Here is a 17,307-nt window from a genome sequence, read left to right on the forward strand (position 1 = left end):
TAGTATATCGTATATTAATTTCTCCCATCTCGTCTCAGTAATACATTATAACATTTTATTAAAGCGTTTCCATTTTCACCTGTAAAAAAACTGATTTCATATATTAATTATGAAACCAGCTATAGCTTATATTGTTCAAACAATAATATAATTATCACTTATCTGTTTTTAATACTTGGTTAATTGTTTGCTTGATATATTGATGCGCTGCTTTAAGTTGAATCCATTCACTTTGATTTAATTTTATTTCAAATCGTTGAATGACACCTTCTCTATCAATTAGTGTAGGTAAGCTAAATGCACTATCTGTTAAACCAAATTCATAATTAATAGTTGTTAATGGGATAATTGATCGTTGGTTGAGTGCAATGGCCTGTATAATATTTACTGTCACTTTAGAAATTGCAGCATTCGTCCAACCTTTTTGATAAAAAACATCCATAGAAACTTGATCTACTTTCGCACTAATATTTGCTTTATCAATCTCTGGAACATCAGTTAATGCTTCAAATTCATCTAACGACATTCCATGAATACGTACTTTACTCCAAACTGGCAAAGCATGTTGTCCATGCTCTCCTATTACAAAGGCTTCAACATTTTTAGGGTCTATTTTATAGTGATTTGCGATTAATGTTTTAAATCTTGATGTTTCTAGAGAAGTACCCGTTCCTATTAATTTATGCGCCGGATAATCAAATCGATTTGCTATATAAGTAATCGTATCTACTGGGTTTGATATTAAGATTACAATCGCTTCTTGTGTAACTTGTTGAATTTGTGACATAACCGCTTCAATCATTTGACGATTATCTTGTGCGAGTAACACACGATCCCCCTCATTCGGGTCTGTCGGTGCGCTTGACGCTATAATAATAAAAGAGGCATCTGCTAATTCTTGATAATCTCCTACATGAATATCTATATTTGTAGAATTTGACAAACCTTGTATATGAGAATGATCTAAAGCTTCACCACTCGCCACTTCTTTATTTGTATCTATCAATATGATTTCGGAAAATAAATTCAAATTTTGAACATCAGTTAATATTTGGCTTCCTACTCTTCCAAGACCTACAATACCTAATTTAGACATTTTATCCCTTCCCTACTTCATCCATTTTAAGTTCTATATGTTTATTGATTTTAACTATATAAAGATTGTAATTTGATTATCTACATTATTTTTGATAAGGTATGACATCTTCTCCATATTTTTGCTCTATAAATGACTTCATGTCTTTAGATTGGAGCACTTTTATTAACGTTTGATATTTCTTATCATCTTTATGTCCTTTTTGTACAGCTAAAATATTAGCAAATGGGGAAGATTTTCCTTCCACTGCTATCGCATCTTTATGTGGAGTTAACCCATTATCAATAGCATAGTTAGAGTTCATTATGACTGCCGCGCCTTCTTTACTATTATATGTTTTAGGTAAAAATTCAGCACCCTGCTGATTATTAAATTTTAAGTTTTTCTTGTTTTCTACAATATCTTCAAATTTAGCATCTTCAATATTTACACCTTTTTTAATTTTAATTAAGCCTTTATTCACAAAGAAAGATAAGAAACGCCCTTCTTCTGCTGGATTATTCGATACATAAATTTTCGATCCATTTGGTATGTCTTTGATATCTTTATATTTCTTACTATACACACCCATGGGCGTTGTAAACACTTTTCCTACTTCTTCAATATTGTAATTATGATCTGCTTTTTCAGCTTTTAAATATGGTACATGTTGGAAAAAGTTTGCATCCACATCCCCTTTATCTAATAATTTATTCGGCACTTTATAGTCATTAACTGTTTTTATTTTCAAATCATAACCTTTTTTCTTCATTTCTTCTTTAGCATGTTCAAGCACCTCACCATGCGGCGCTGGTGATGCTGCTATTGTAATTTTTTTATCATTATTTTTACCATTTGTATTACCACATGCTGTAAGCAATAATACAAAAATTACTAATGTAACTGAACTGATTATTTTTTTCATATTTTAGTACTCCTTTATTTTTAATAGTCTAAAAAAATAAGCTTTCTCATGATTTTTAGAGAAAGCTTACACCTTCTCTCATCTCCGAAAGTAACACTACTTTCTGTGAATTAGCACCATTTCGTTAAACGACGGTTGCTGGGTTTCATTGGGCACAATCCCTCCACCACTCTGGATAAGAGTAAAACCTATGTAATTGAATTGTTTTAATCCTAGCATTGTGCTCATGATTAGTCAATAAGTTTTTAGAAAATTCCAAATTATTTAAGCGTATTATTTATGAATTCTATTAGATATTGTTCCATGTGAAACACTAGCTTCACAAATTAAAATACTAGAATATACATTTTATATAAAATGCGTATTTAACTTGAATAAGTGGTATATGTATATTATTAAATAATTAATACATAACTAAGGAGTTGTTTATATGCGTATACTAGTCTTGGGCGCCGGCGGTATTGGTGGCTATTATGGAGGACGTTTGGCTGAAAGTGGACAAAACGTAACATTTCTTGTACGTCCAAAGCGTAAATCATTTTTAGATAAATACGACTTAACCATACACAGTGAAAAAGGGGATTATAGTTTCAAACCACAATTAATCACTAAAGAGGATCGCGTTGAACCTTTCGATGTAGTCATTTTATCATCCAAATCTTATCATTTAGATCATGCAATTGAAGATTTAAAGCCTTTCGTAAATAGTACGACATCTATCATTCCAGTACTTAACGGTGTTGCGCATATACCAAAACTTCAATCAGCTTTTGGTAAAGATAAAATTTTAGGGGGTTACTGTGTCATTGAAACCACTTTAGACACAGCAGGCGAAATCATTCATACAAGCCCTTTTGACAAACTATATTTTGGTGAAATTGATGGTAATAATAGTAAGCGTTCAAAACATATTGCACAAGCTTTCTCTAATACTAAAGCAGAATTCGTCTTAACCCCCAATATCAAACAAGGTATGTGGCATAAATATTTAATGATTACTGTACTCTCAAGTGTAACGACATTGATGCATGCACCAATCGGTCCAATCCGTGATAGTGAAGGCGGTGGTGACTTTATTGAATCCTTATATAATGAGGCATCATCTATCATGCGTGCTCATGGTGCTCCACTTTCACATAACATCGTAGATCAATATATGAAATCACTTCAACAATTGTCTTATCATTTTAAAACATCTATGCAACGAGATATGGAAAAAGGATTTAACATTGAAGCAGATCATTTACAAGGATACTTACTTCAGTTAGCTAAATATTATAAAATTAATGCCCCTTTATTAACTTGTGTCTATCAAAGTCACAAAGTTTACAAAGAAATGCTACATTAAATAGTAAGCAAAGCTATTAAATATCTATACAGTTTGATTACTCCTATCACGGCAGCAGACAATAAATTCTAAATTTTATTATCCGTGATAGGTTTATAATTCAAAGTACAGCTCATATTAGTGAAAAAGAGGCATAGTAAGCATATTATATATGCTTACTATGCCTCTTTTTAAATCATATAGATTAAAATTTATATCACGTTAACCTATTGTTCTTTTATTTCTTTTTGGTTTGTACGTTTTTGTAACCACATTGCTAGTGCCGCAATAATAACAATTAACACGATAATACCGATGAGTCCAAGATATTTAGCAATATTGCCTACTACAACACCTACTACTAGGAAATCAGTATCAGAGAAAGTCGTTGCTGCACCACCAAGATCTCCTAAGAATGGTAAAAATACTAGAGGTAAAAATGTAATAAGTATACCATTTAACGCTGATCCTGCGATAGCGCCTTTAATACCACCACGCGCATTTCCAAACACACCGGAAGTTGCACCTAAGAAGAAGTGCGCTACCACACCAGGTAAGATGACTACTCCACCAAACAAGAAGAGTAAAAACATTCCCAATACACCAACGATAAAGCTGACAAAGAAGCCAATTAACACTGCATTTTGTGCATAAGGGAAAACAATCGGACAATCTAAAGCTGGCTTTGTATTAGGTACAAGTTTTTCAGAAATCCCTTTAAATGCAGGTACAATTTCTGCTAATATCAAACGAACACCAGTTAAAATAATAAATACACCTGCTGCAAAAGTAACACCTTGAATTAATGAAAAGACTATAAAGTTTTGACCATCACTAATTTCTGTATGTACATATTGAGGACCAGCACATAACGATGCAACGAAATATAATAAAATCATTGTCAATGATATACTAATTGTACTTTCTCTAAGAAAACTTAAGCCTTTAGGAAAGTTAATTTCTTCAGTAGATTTAGACTTTCCTTTGAATAATTTTCCAACTTGACCAGCAGCCCAGTAACTCACTGTGCCAAAATGTCCTAAAGCTACTTGATTATTTCCAGTTATCTTATGCATTGTTGGCTGCGCTAAGGCTGGCAATATTGCCATAATCAAACCTAAAATAACAGATCCAATAATCACAGTTAGCGTACCAGTGATATGTCCTACTGACAATAATATGGCTAAGAAAGCCGCCATATAGAAAGTATGATGACCCGTTAAAAATATATATTTTAAATTTGTGATACGCGCAATAATTATATTCACTATCATTCCAAACACCATAATTAAAGCCGCTGTTGTGCCGTACTGTTCTAAAGCGATAGATATAATCGCTTCATTATTAGGAACAACGCCTTGCACACCAAAAGCATGTTGGAATATTTTTCCAAATGGCTCTAATGATTGTGTGACAACATTGGCGCCTGCACTCAGTACTAAAAATCCAAGAATTGTTTTAATCGTGCCTGATGTAATATCAGCTGCTGATTTTTTCTGTACAATTAATCCTATCAATGCAATTAAGGCAACTAATATCGCTGGTTGACTTAATACATCTACAATAAAATCTAGTATAGGTTTCATAACGCTACCCCCTTACTTACAATTTATAAAATATTCAATTCACTTAATTTTTCATTTAATTTGTTTTGTAACTCATCTTTATCTAAAATGTTATCTAACACAATGACATCACCTAAATTTTTAGTGTTCTCTTCTAAATCCCTACCACATATAAATAAATCTGCCATTTCTGGACTTGCACTCATAACATCACTATGTTCAACTTTGATATCTGACGGTGCATTTAATTGTTTCAGTGCTTCTTGTGCATTCATCTCTACCATAAAGCTACTTCCTAAACCGTGACCACATACAACTAAAATTTTCATATTAATCATTCTCCTTTAAATATCTTTATAATTTCATTTTTTTCTTTAGAAGCTAATAGTTTTTCTACAATATCTTGGTTCCCTAGTGTTGTTGCTAAGCTTCTCAATATTTCAAGATGACCTTGATTATCCACAGCACTCAATACAAATATTAGAGAGGCGTAATGGCCATCTTTAGAAAATCCCACATGTTGATTAAGCTTTAATAAACTTAATCCAACTTGATGCACATCATCATTGGGCCTTGCATGAGCAATAGCTATCTCAGGAGCTATAACAATATAAGGGCCTAATTTTTCTACACTTTTAATCATCGCATCTATATAACTTTGCTCAAAATAACCTTGATCTAATAAAGGCATTGCTGCAACTGTAATAGCCTCATCCCAACTAGAAACTTGATCTTGTATCTGAACCTTGTCCGCTGACAAAATTTCCAAACTCACCTATATCCCCTCCTTAATGTTGACTTACTTTATAAATACATGACATTATATCTGGCAAGTGTCCTGAAAATAATGTTTGTCTTGCTTTATCATCCATCACTAATTCACTAAATTGTCTTAGCGCATTTAAATGAATTTGCGGTTGCTCCGTTGCTAACGTAATAATAATATGCACTGGATCATATTGTTGATGATTAAAATTCACGCCTTTTTCAAAATGAATCAAGCTAAAGCCAACTGATTTATTGACATGATTATGTTTAGCATGAATCAGTGCAATGTGTTTACTAATGACCATATATGGTCCAAAAGCATCTAGTTGCTCAATGATTTCATCAGCATAGGCATCATTTACAACACCATCTTTGACTAGCAACGATACACTTTGCTTAATTGCATCATCTCTTGCCAATGTGGGTTGATGTGTTAAAACTCTTGATTGTGGCAATACTTCTTGTAAGGTGGGACCTAGACCTCTTACTTCATTGACATATTTTTCTCTAGCGTGATTGATGATTTCATTGAGCTGCTTTCTATCATCTTTATTTAAAAATGGCGTCACTCGAATGACTGGTACTGTACTTTCTTCAAAGGGAACTGTGGAAATAATATAATCTATACCTTCGTGTCTCAGTAATGTTTCATCAATTTCATATATAGAATAAGCATCTACAATTTCTAATTCTGGATAAATATGATCTATTCGACTTTTCAACAATTGAGATGTTCCTATCCCTGAACCACAAAGTAAAATAACTTTTATCGCATTTGTTGTTATAGCTGAAATACGCTCAATCGCTGATGCAAAATGTAAGGTAATATATGATATTTCATCATCTGTAAATTCAATTTGAAAATTTTCTTCAATTCCCCACATATGTCTTTGAATACCTTCTACAATATGTCGATACTGATTATGAATTTCTTCATTCAATGGGTTCTGATGTGTCATGTCAAATAACATTCTGTGAATTGCAGGTCTAAGATGTACGATTAAACCATTTAATAATTTACGGTCTGACATTAAATCTAAACCTAGTTCCCCACTCATGCGTTCGATTAATTGTTCTGTCAGAATTTCTAAATCATCAATTTCATGATTCAGTTCACCTATTTCTGCTGTTTTAGCACCTAATAAATGCAATGTAATAAATGCTGCTTCACTCTGTGGAAAATGAATTTGAAAAATATCTTCTAGTTTTCGTTGAATTTGTAATGCGATTCGAAATTGTTCAGTATTCTTAAGTTTTTCATATTCTTTGTCTGGAATTTCAAATACAAATTTTTCATTGGCACGATGAATTGCAATTAAAATATGATAAATTAAACCATCAATTGCACTTTGTACCAGTTGATAATTTGCAGCTAACAAAATTGATGTTACCGATAAACGAATTTGTTCTAATTCTTTATTTGAAAAAAGTTGATGCCCTATCTGATGAGTATGCGTTTGAAAATAATCATGTACGCGTATCGCATAAGCTTTACGAAAGGCGCTTTCTTCACCCTGAATTACAAAACCTTTGTTTTTCTTATACGCCAGTTTCAATCCTTGTTGCTCGAGCCATAACTGCACTCGCTTTAAATCTTCAACGATTGTACGTCTTGTTACTGACACTATCGTCGCCAACTCTTGAGATGACGTCGGTTCAATAGATTCAAATAATTTCAAAGTAATATATAATAATCGCTCGTCTTTGGAATAATGTAATGTACCTGCCGTAAATCGTGGTTCTATAGCTTCCACTCGCTTGTTAATTGTACTGATTTTAATACCTTTATATTTATTACGTTGAATGTTTAAATCTAATTGTTGTTCCATACTTTCAATGTACTCTAAATCATATTGAATCGTTCGTTCCGATACATTGAATTGCATTGCTAAATTATGAATTTGAACAAAGGCCTTTCGCTCAAGTAAGAACGTTAGTATCTGATGTTGTCTCTTGCTTAACACATTAGCAACCTCCTTACAGTTACATTGTAAACGCTTTCTATAGATAGTAGATGTGTAATCTATTTCGTAATAAAATACGAAAAGTTGCGCATCAAAAAAAGCATCCTATTTTCAATTATAGAATGCTTTTTTCATATTTGATATGTCTTTTAATTTATCTCCTATACATGCTAAAATCTTTGGAAATTTATATTATCAATTTCATGATTAGCATCTTTGTGCAGTACTAAATCTGCCCTTTTTTTAGTAGGAAGAATATTTTTATTAATATTAACTTCATTTATATTTTCCCATAATTCAATAGCTAGATTCTCTGTTTCTTGTTTATTTAAATCTTTATATTGGTAGAAATGGGATTCTGGATTTTGAAATGCCTCTTGTTGTAATTTAAAGAACCTTTCTATATACCATTTTTTCATTTGTGGTATTTCACTATCTAAATATATTTTATAATCTAAATAATCACTCACTAATTCCTCTGAATAATTATTCGTTTGAAATATATTCACGCCTTCTATAATAAGTATGTCTGGTCGATTTACGTAATAATAATTGTCTTTCAACCTGTCGTATGTCAAATGTGAATATGTATAGGTAGGCACATTTTCATGACCATATTTAATTTTTTTCAAGTCTTTGATTAGTTTTTCTGTTTCATAACTTTCTGGAAAGCCTTTTTTAGTCATTATTCCTTTTTCAAATAGCTTTTGTTTAGGATAAATATAACCATCAGTCGTAATTAAATCAATTTTCCAATTAGGGTTGTATAAACGTAATAGTTCTAAAAATAATCTCGACAATGTACTTTTACCTACTGATACGCCACCAGAAACACCTAAAATAAATGGAATTTCTTTTTTGTTATTTAAAATATTGTCTTGAACATAAGTTAAAAAGGCCTTCTCTTTTTTTACTTTTTCACTTAAATATTCCACTAGTGGTATATAGATATCACAAATCTCTTTTTGTGTTAATTTGTCATTTAAACTTACGATTTTCTGTAAATCTAAATTTTGGATATCAATTGTTTTTGAAAATTCATTTTTGAGCCACTCACTTTTAGTAAAATACATATCTTACTTTAACTCCTTTTGAGTAAATAATTTTTAATTATATTTTCTAATACTGAAATAAATCTTAAAATTACTTTACCACAATATACAAAAATACCCCTAATCATGGATTCGAAATCCATAATATAGGGATATTTGTAATTTATGTCGTTTTATTGATTATTAACAACATTATTCAATTCAAATTTAGACTTCACGAATCATATTCAAGAACCTTTGTAGTTCTGTTGTCTTAGGATGATTAAATAATTGTTCTGGTGGACCTTCTTCGGCAATGATACCATCATGAATGAATACAATTTTGTTGGACACTTCTTTAGCAAAACGCATTTCATGAGTCACGATAATCATTGTCATGCCATCATTTGCCAAGTCTTTGATTACACGTAGCACATCATTTACTAACTCTGGATCTAACGCAGAAGTTGGCTCATCAAAAAGCATTACTTTCGGCTTCATCGCCAATGCTCGTGCAATAGCCACACGCTGTTGTTGTCCACCAGATAAAGCATTCGGACGTTGGTCTTTCACTGCAGTTAAACCAACTTTTTCAAGTAAGACGAGTGCTTGTTGTTCTGCTTCAGCTTTTTTCGTCTTTTTAACGGTTATTAATCCTTCCATTACATTTTCTAATGCTGTCTTATGAGGAAATAAGTTATAACTTTGAAAGACCATGCCCGATTGTTTACGTACTTTAATTTGTGATTTTTTATCTTTATTATTATAAGATTCACCATTTACATAAACCATACCTTCAGTTGGTAATTCTAATGCATTTATCATGCGTAATAAAGTTGTTTTACCAGAACCTGAACGCCCTATAAATGTGACAACTTCACCTTTATCGACACTTAAATCTATGCCTTTAATGACTGATTTATCGTCAAATGACTTTTTAATATTTTTTAATTCAATCATGAACGATACCCTCTTTCAAGATAAGATTCGTAAAAGTTCTGGACGATTGAAATGATAAAACATACAACCCAATACATTAAAGCAACTAGGATATATATCGTTAAATACTCATAAGTCGTCGAAGCAACTTCTTGTGATTTCCTAAACATCTCACCAACTAATATAAATCCTAACAGCGAAGTATCTTTAATTAAACTTAAAAAAGTATTACCCAACGCTGGCACAGATACTCTAATCGCTTGAGGTAAAATAATACGTTGAATGGTTTGTCGATAATTCATACCTATAGAAAAGGCCGCTTCTGTTTGCCCTTTAGGGATAGACATGATACCACCACGTATAATTTCTGAGGCATATGCACCTACATTTAAAGATAAACCTATAATCGCTGCAATCACCGGTGCTAAAGTCCATTGGTTTTCGGAATCGTTTGTGATCAACCTACCGAGTTCTGGAATACCGTAAAAGATAATGAATAATTGAACAATCATTGGTGTACCTCTAATGACTGAAATATAAAAACGTGCTATTCCTCTTAAAACTCGGCTTGTTGAAATACGCATTAAGGCTGTAAGTAATGCAATAATCAAACCAAATACAAATGTCACTAACGTAATTGGTATAGAATATTTTACTAACCCTTCAAGCATCGGTATGAACGCTTGACCTGCTGCATCTATTGCATGTTGTTGTTCATCATTAAGATTTAGAAACATCTTCGCCAAACCATTTCTTACTTATTTTTTCTAATTCACCATTATCTTTTAATTTTTTCATTGCTTTGTTTACTTTTTCGATTGTTTTATCATCTTCTTTTTTACTGAATGTTAAAGCTGATTGGCTCTTCTCAGCATTCCCTTCGATGACTTTAACTTTAGCGTTTGGTTTTTGCTTTTTATAATCTAAATATGAAATATTGTCGTTAAATGTACCTTCTACTCTGTTGGATTGTAATAAATCCATTGATTGGTTAAAGCCATCAACTTTTGTAATTTCTGCGCCTTTAGATTTAGCAAGTTTTCCATAATTTGATGTAAACGTTTGTGCTAATTTTTTGCCTTTAACATCATCGAATGACTTAATATTTTTATTGTTTTTATTTACAACTAATACAGCTTCTGAGTACGTATATGGCTCTGAAAATTTATACTTCTCTTTGCGCTCTTTATTAATACCAACTTGGTTTGCAATGACATTAAAACGTCCAGAATCTAATCCGGCAAACATTGAGTCCCATTGTGTTTCTTTGAACTTCACTTTATATCCCATTTCTTTTGCTACAGCTTTCATAACCTCTACATCATAACCTGTTAATTTATCTTTTTTGTCATGGTATGAGAATGGTGCATATGTGCCTTCCGTACCTACTATAAATGTTTTGTCTTCGCTCGCTGTTTTATGTTTACTATCGCTATCTTTTTTATTCGAATTATCGTTTCCACATGCAGCAAGTGCCAAAACTAATATTAATGTTATTATACTGTATAATAATTTTTTCATAATTCGCCCCTCTATTCTTATTATTCTAATCGGAATAAAAGTATTCTATTCCTATCCTTCCCTTTAGTCAATAACTTTTTTATCAAAATTGCAAGTTATTTGTTATTTGGAATCTATTATATGCCCCACAATCTAATTGAGCACTTTATTTTACAGTGTCACAATTTCAACTATACAAAAAGCTACATTTCTATGATTATTGAAATGTAGCTTTTTGTTATCATTTAATTTTTCGTATATGTACCATTATCGTAGTTAATGTTAACACCTTTTTGTGTATTTGATACCCAAACATTTAAATTAATCGTCTGGCCATCATCATTTATAGAATATGCTCTTACATGAGAACCTCTAGGAATTAATTCCTTCCCCTTATACACTGGGGTGATTTGATAGTACACTTTAGTTTGTGGCTGGTCATGTATTGCATTTCTAATCTGTGTTTCTGAATAACCCATACCGCCGCCCTCACTATCTCTATTTGTACCAACGTTTTGTGCGCGTGTGCCTAGTGTTAAATTATGCGTTTCCATATCCCCACCTAACGACCAAGCCAATGAGTGTGACTTATTATAAATATATCCACGATAACCATCTAATTGCAGTATTTTATTGTTTGAATGTTCGCCCTTCCAAGTTTGTTTCATTGGATCATAGATACCATCTTCATATTCCCCAGCAACATGTACGCCATAAGCAAAAGACGGACGTTGTATCACTTGCGATGAATGACTATGTACAGCATCACTCGTAACTAATGCAGTCACCTGTCCTGCTCTCCCTTGACCATCTAAATCAGGATATTCTACCCAAAATTTATGATTGCCTTTTTCTTTTAATTTCTTTTGATCTGTAGTGTTTAGCTCAGTTTTATTATTGTTTATATACGCATAGTTTTCATTATTTGTCTGTGAACCAATTAAATCTTGATCTTCTTTCGTATTCTTTAAGTCTGGTGTACTACTAGACACAAGTTGTTCTACACTATGCGTAACATTTTCAATATCTTTTTCCCATTTTTTTAAATCTGTAAGTGACACATCATGTCCATTGTTATCACAACCACTGAGTATAACTGCAGATAAGATGAGTATAAAAAAAACTTTGATAAATTTCATTCTACGTTGACTCCTAATTATGTATTATTTCAGTATATTTCTTAAAAACCTTATAATGTACTTCTATATATTATTTATACAGACCTTATTTAAGTTAACTATATTATATCAGTAATCCAATATAAATTTATGAGTTTTTAAATATTTTACCATTATTCAAAATAAATAAAACTATGCACTTTAGAGCGCATAGTTTTATTTATTTACTATTAACAACCTAATCTATAACAACACTCAATCATCTCGTTCTTTATATTTCTGAGACCAAATTTCCGTAATCTATTTCAAAGCCCATATCTGAAATCATATCAAAATCCATTTTATTTGGCTGCCCGCCTGTAATTAAATAATCTCCAACAAAAATTGAATTCGCAATCATTAATGAAGTTGATTGTAATGCTTTTAAATTCACCTCACGACCTCCTGCAATTCTAATTTCTTTTGTAGGATTAACTATTCTAAATAATGCTAAAATACGTAAACATTTCATTGGAGTTAATTCATCCATATCTCCAAATTTAGTTCCTTTAATAGGATGTAAAAAATTAATGGGGATACTATCAGCATCTATTTCCTTTAAAGCGAATGCCATATCTATACGATCTTGGCTCGTTTCTCCCATACCACATATCACACCAGAACATGGTGAAATTTGATGCTTCTTCATCGTTTCTACAGTTTCCACACGTTGTTCATATGTATGTGTAGACACTACAGTACTATGATAATTTTCACTTGTATTTAAATTATGGTTATATCTATCTACACCAGCATTTTTTAGTTTTTCAGCTTGATCATCATTGGCGATGCCTAGACAGGCACAAATTTTAAGTTGTGGATGCATTTGTTTGATATCTTTCACAGTGTCAGCTATGTAATCTACTTCTCTATTGCTCGGACCTCTACCGCTCATGACTATACAATACGTACCAATATTATTTTCATGCGCAACACTAGCCCCCTCTGTAATCTTCTCTTGAGAAACAAGGCCATAGCGTGTTTTAACTTTCATATCACGCGATTGTCCACAATACCCGCAATCCTCAGGACAAATACCACTTTTAGCATTCAAAATCATATTCAACTTAACTTTATGTCCATAATAATGTTTTCGTAGTTGATAGGCTTCATGAACCAAATCCAAAGTATCTATTGTTTCGTTTGTATATAATGCCAACGCTTCTTCTTTCGTTAAGGACTCACCTTCTAAAATACGACTCGCTATCTTCATTATTTTTCCCCCTTATCTAATGTATAAAGATTATACCACTATTGTAAACTTTTTTCATTCATAAGTTTACAATAAAAATAGAAGTGTATACATTACTTTGTATAAATAGAGGATTATTGATTTTTTTCTATAAATTACTACCATTAACAACAATTCATTATTACCTTTACAACTCATTAAAAAGAGCGCGATAGAAATTATCGCGCTCTTTTTATTTAATTATTTGCTCCATATGCCTCATCATCAACAATAATTTCAACATTATCATGGCGATGTAATATTGAAGCAGGTAACTTTTCTGATATTTGACCTTCTATCAGCTGTTTGACAATATCTTTCTTACGGCTACCTAAAGCTAATAAAATGATTCGTTTAGCACTCATAATGGAATCTAACCCCATTGATATTGCTTGTTTAGGCACATCTTCAATATGGCTAAAATGATAACTGTTAGCATTGATTGTAGAGGCTGTTAAATCTATGACCCTCGTTTGACTATCGAATGGAGAATATGGTTCATTAAATCCTATATGACCATTTTCACCAATACCTAAAATTTGTATATCTGCCGGCCCTTGATTTCGTAGTGCTTGTTCATAATCAGAACAAGCACGTTGTAAATCTTTAGCAATACCATTAGGTACGTAAATATTACTTTTATTCCAATCTTTATGATGATTAAATAAATGCTGATGCATGTACGTATAATAACTTTGTTTGTGATCTGGAGCCAAACCAATATACTCATCTAAGTTAAAAGTCACGATACTATTTAATTCCATATCATTAGCGTTAATCAATGTGACTAAATATCGATAAACATCCGTCATCGTACTTCCCGTTGCCAACCCTAATACTGCATTCGGCCTTGCTTTCATTACCTTTATGAGTTCCGTAGCAACATACTGGCTTGCAATTGTACAATTTTTTAAATTTAAAATATTCATCTTCTCACCATTCACTTTCTTTTTTCATATGTTTTTCTTATATTAGTGTTGTTATATAAATATCTTATGAACGTTGATACTCTATGAAAGCTTCGACTTCATTTTTGATAGTTGTTACATGGGGACCATAGATAATCTGAACACCATTTCCCTTTTGAATCACACCACGCGCCTCTGTCGATTCTAACAACTTCTTATCAACTGCTTCATTTGATTTTAAAGAAACCCTTAATCTTGTTGCACAACAGTCAACAAGCTCTATATTATCTATACCACCGAGCCCTTTAATAATTGTTTCTGCTCGTTCATTTTTGTCTACGGTTTGTAGCACTTCTTCAGATTCACGTCCTGGTGTTTTAAAGTTGAATTTCGTTATTAAATATCTAAAAATGCCATAGTACACTATGAACCAAACCACACCTATAGGAAGGATCCAAATAAAGTTCGTTTTCGCATTCCCTTGAAGTAAGCCAAATAGTAAGAAATCAATAAAACCACCACTAAATGTTTGGCCAATTGTAATGTTAAAAATATCAGCCATCATAAAAGCTAAACCATCTAGAAACGCATGAATAATATACAGAATTGGTGCTACAAATAAAAAGCTAAACTCCAACGGTTCTGTAATACCGGTTAAAAATGATGTTAATGCTGCGGATAGCATTAGCCCACCAACGACTTTTTTATGTTCTGGTTTAGCAGTATGATAAATTGCTAATGCCGCACCACACAGGCCAAACATCATAGTAATAAATCTACCTGACATATATCTAGAAACACCTTCGTAGTATTTTGTAACATCTGGATCTCCCAATTGTGCAAAAAAGATATTCTGTGTCCCTTGAACAATATGTCCTTTCACCTCTATTGAGCCGCCGAGTGCAGTCTGCCAAAATGGCAAATAGAAAATATGGTGTAATCCAAAAGGTCCTAATAATCTTAAAATAAAACCAAAGAAAAAAGTACCAATGATTCCTGTTTTCTCAACTAAACCACCTACACCAAATATCCATCCTTGTATTGTCGGCCATATAAAAAACATACATACACCTAATAATATTGAAGCTAAAGCTGTAATAATAGGTACGAATCGAGAACCCCCAAAAAACCCTAAATAAGTAGGTAGCGTGATCTTATGAAATTTATTGTGCAAGCTTGCGGTCATTACTCCTGTAATAATCCCACCAAACACACCTGTTTCAACAGTTTGTATACCTAAAACCATGCTTTGTCCTTCTTCTGCTAAATTATTTTTAGCTATCGTGTCGGTAATAGTCAATAAGCCGTTCATTGAAGCATTCATGATTAGAAAACCTAGCATCGCTGCCAATCCCGCTGTCCCTTTATCTTGTTTCGCTAATCCTATTGCCACACCAACAGCAAATATAATCGGTAAATTTTGGAAGACAATATTACCAGCAGATGACATTAAAATAAATATATTTTGCAATAATGCTATATCTAACATCGGATATGCTTTAATTGTATTGGGATTACTTAATGCTCCTCCGATGCCTAATAATAGACCTGCTGCCGGTAAAATTGCTATAGGTAACATAAAAGATTTACCAAATTGTTGCGCTTTATCAAACAATTTACTCATAACGTTAACCTCCTAATCCCCCTAAATATACAGTTAGAGAAAATAATAATCAACAATATTTCTATTTATGAAAAACATTTTCATTTTATAGTTAATTAGCCTTCCCTTATTAATTTTTATTCATAATTATTGAATACTTTTTCAAAAATACAAAAAACCAACAAAGTAAAAATACTTTGTTGGTTTAATTAAAATAATATTATAGAACTTGCTTAAAATCGCAAAACCTGTTCATTTTTTAAAATATATCGCCTAATGTTACAGACATGATTGCTTTTATAGAATGTAATCTATTTTCAGCTTGATCAAATACTACTGAGTGATTTCCTTTGAACACATCATCTGTAATTTCCATTTCTGATAAACCATATGTTTCATATATTTGTTGTCCTACTTCTGTATTCACATCATGAAAAGCTGGCAGACAATGCAATACAATCACATCAGAATTCATTGTATTCAATAACATAGATTCATTAACTTGATAGGGCAATAATTGATTAATACGTGGTTCCAACACAGATTGGTCTTCACCCATTGAAAACCACACATCTGTATAAATGGCATCTGTTTGATACGTCGCTTGTTGAACATCATCAGTGATTAATATCTCACTTTCGGACTGTTCGGCATACTGCTTTGCTAATGCTTGAATAGCTTCATCAGGCTGTAAAGACTTAGGCGCAGCTATATGCACATTAACACCCAGTATAGCACCAGTAACTAATAAGTCATGTGCTACATTATTTCTAGCATCTCCGACATAAGTTAACGTTTTTCCTTTTAATGTTCCCCAATTTTCTTTCAATGTATAGAAATCCGCAATCATTTGCGTTGGATGCCATTCATTGGTTAAGCCATTCCATACTGGGACATTTGCATTTTCTGCCAAAGATTCTACATCTTTTTGATGAAAACCTCTAAATTCAATTCCATCATACATACTGCCTAACACTTTGGCAGTATCTGCAGTCGATTCTTTTACACCTAAATGGATATCACCTTGACCAAAATATTCTGGATAAGCACCTAAGTCATATGCAGCTACACTAAATGCTGAGCGTGTTCTTGTAGATGGCTTTTCAAATAGCAGTGCTAAGTTTTTCCCTTTTAAATATGGATGTGGAATACCACGCTTTTTCTTCTCTTTTAATTCACCAGTAAAGTCAATTAATGTATTTAATTCGTCTGTTGAAAAATCACATGTTTTCAAAAAATGCTTACCTTTAAAACTCTGTAACTTGTTTAATGCTGTTGTGTACGCCCCAATTCCATCACTCCAATGTATTTATA

The 17,307-nt window shown here is 32.3% G+C and carries 16 protein-coding genes and 1 riboswitch; of the genes, 1 reads left to right on the plus strand and 15 read right to left on the minus strand.

All coding sequences use genetic code 11. The features are described from left to right. Window positions 1–154 precede the first annotated feature (154 nt). Together BK821_RS02150 and BK821_RS02155 are read right to left on the minus strand one after the other, a co-directional pair. Window positions 155–1,096 (minus strand): lactate/malate family dehydrogenase, encoded by a 942-nt coding sequence (locus BK821_RS02150; RefSeq protein WP_071331081.1) that lies wholly within the window; start codon window positions 1,094–1,096, stop codon window positions 155–157. Window positions 1,097–1,181: 85 nt separating this feature from the next. Next, a complete protein-coding gene (locus tag BK821_RS02155) occupies window positions 1,182–2,000 on the minus strand; it encodes a MetQ/NlpA family ABC transporter substrate-binding protein (RefSeq protein ID WP_046836453.1) in 819 nt (272 codons plus the stop codon). A 75-nt stretch (window positions 2,001–2,075) separates the two neighbouring features. Further along, a riboswitch (SAM riboswitch) is annotated at window positions 2,076–2,182 on the minus strand. Window positions 2,183–2,430: 248 nt separating this feature from the next. Between BK821_RS02155 and panE the strand changes: the two genes are divergently transcribed. Beyond that, entirely contained in the window at window positions 2,431–3,348 is a 918-nt protein-coding gene (panE, locus tag BK821_RS02160; protein WP_071331082.1) for a 2-dehydropantoate 2-reductase, read from the plus strand. Window positions 3,349–3,554: 206 nt separating this feature from the next. On the opposite strand, the gene BK821_RS02165 is transcribed toward panE, so the two are convergent. The 13 genes from BK821_RS02165 to argF all read right to left on the minus strand — a co-directional run bounded on the left by BK821_RS02165 (window position 3,555) and on the right by argF (window position 17,284). Continuing rightward, window positions 3,555–4,913 (minus strand): PTS ascorbate transporter subunit IIC, encoded by a 1,359-nt coding sequence (locus tag BK821_RS02165; RefSeq protein WP_046836455.1) that lies wholly within the window; start codon window positions 4,911–4,913, stop codon window positions 3,555–3,557. Window positions 4,914–4,936: 23 nt separating this feature from the next. Continuing rightward, window positions 4,937–5,221, minus strand: a complete 285-nt coding sequence (locus BK821_RS02170) for a PTS sugar transporter subunit IIB (protein WP_046836456.1) — start codon at window positions 5,219–5,221, stop codon at window positions 4,937–4,939. 5 nt (window positions 5,222–5,226) lie between these two features. Beyond that, on the minus strand, window positions 5,227–5,667 hold the full coding sequence (locus tag BK821_RS02175; RefSeq protein WP_071331083.1) for a PTS sugar transporter subunit IIA: 441 nt from the start codon (window positions 5,665–5,667) through the stop codon (window positions 5,227–5,229). A 13-nt stretch (window positions 5,668–5,680) separates the two neighbouring features. Further along, window positions 5,681–7,624, minus strand: coding sequence for a BglG family transcription antiterminator (locus BK821_RS02180; protein ID WP_063410250.1), 1,944 nt, complete (start codon window positions 7,622–7,624; stop codon window positions 5,681–5,683). A 170-nt stretch (window positions 7,625–7,794) separates the two neighbouring features. Beyond that, the gene (coaA, locus tag BK821_RS02185) at window positions 7,795–8,697 is read right to left on the minus strand and encodes a type I pantothenate kinase (protein ID WP_046837547.1); all 903 of its coding nucleotides are present in this window, start codon (window positions 8,695–8,697) and stop codon (window positions 7,795–7,797) included. Window positions 8,698–8,883: 186 nt separating this feature from the next. Further along, window positions 8,884–9,615, minus strand: a complete 732-nt coding sequence (locus BK821_RS02190) for an amino acid ABC transporter ATP-binding protein (protein ID WP_046837546.1) — start codon at window positions 9,613–9,615, stop codon at window positions 8,884–8,886. Further along, a complete protein-coding gene (locus BK821_RS02195; protein ID WP_046837545.1) occupies window positions 9,612–10,331 on the minus strand; it encodes an amino acid ABC transporter permease in 720 nt (239 codons plus the stop codon). The genes BK821_RS02190 and BK821_RS02195 overlap by 4 nt, the downstream gene beginning before the upstream one ends. After that, window positions 10,315–11,115, minus strand: a complete 801-nt coding sequence (locus BK821_RS02200; protein ID WP_071331084.1) for an amino acid ABC transporter substrate-binding protein — start codon at window positions 11,113–11,115, stop codon at window positions 10,315–10,317. The genes BK821_RS02195 and BK821_RS02200 overlap by 17 nt, the downstream gene beginning before the upstream one ends. 224 nt (window positions 11,116–11,339) lie before the next feature. Next, the gene (locus BK821_RS02205) at window positions 11,340–12,233 is read right to left on the minus strand and encodes a DNA/RNA non-specific endonuclease (RefSeq protein WP_071331085.1); all 894 of its coding nucleotides are present in this window, start codon (window positions 12,231–12,233) and stop codon (window positions 11,340–11,342) included. A 250-nt stretch (window positions 12,234–12,483) separates the two neighbouring features. After that, entirely contained in the window at window positions 12,484–13,464 is a 981-nt protein-coding gene (gene bioB / locus BK821_RS02210) for a biotin synthase BioB (protein ID WP_046837542.1), read from the minus strand. Window positions 13,465–13,679: 215 nt separating this feature from the next. After that, the gene (gene nagB / locus BK821_RS02215) at window positions 13,680–14,411 is read right to left on the minus strand and encodes a glucosamine-6-phosphate deaminase (RefSeq protein WP_071331086.1); all 732 of its coding nucleotides are present in this window, start codon (window positions 14,409–14,411) and stop codon (window positions 13,680–13,682) included. A 64-nt stretch (window positions 14,412–14,475) separates the two neighbouring features. After that, complete coding sequence (locus BK821_RS02220; protein WP_046837540.1) at window positions 14,476–16,014, minus strand: PTS transporter subunit EIIC; 1,539 nt, start codon at window positions 16,012–16,014, stop codon at window positions 14,476–14,478. Window positions 16,015–16,252: 238 nt separating this feature from the next. Then, entirely contained in the window at window positions 16,253–17,284 is a 1,032-nt protein-coding gene (argF, locus tag BK821_RS02225) for an ornithine carbamoyltransferase (RefSeq protein ID WP_082104721.1), read from the minus strand. Between the last annotated feature and the right edge of the window lie 23 nt (window positions 17,285–17,307).

Origin of the sequence: Staphylococcus sp. LCT-H4 (genome assembly GCF_001866145.1) — a bacterium.
Classification (GTDB): domain Bacteria; phylum Bacillota; class Bacilli; order Staphylococcales; family Staphylococcaceae; genus Staphylococcus; species Staphylococcus succinus.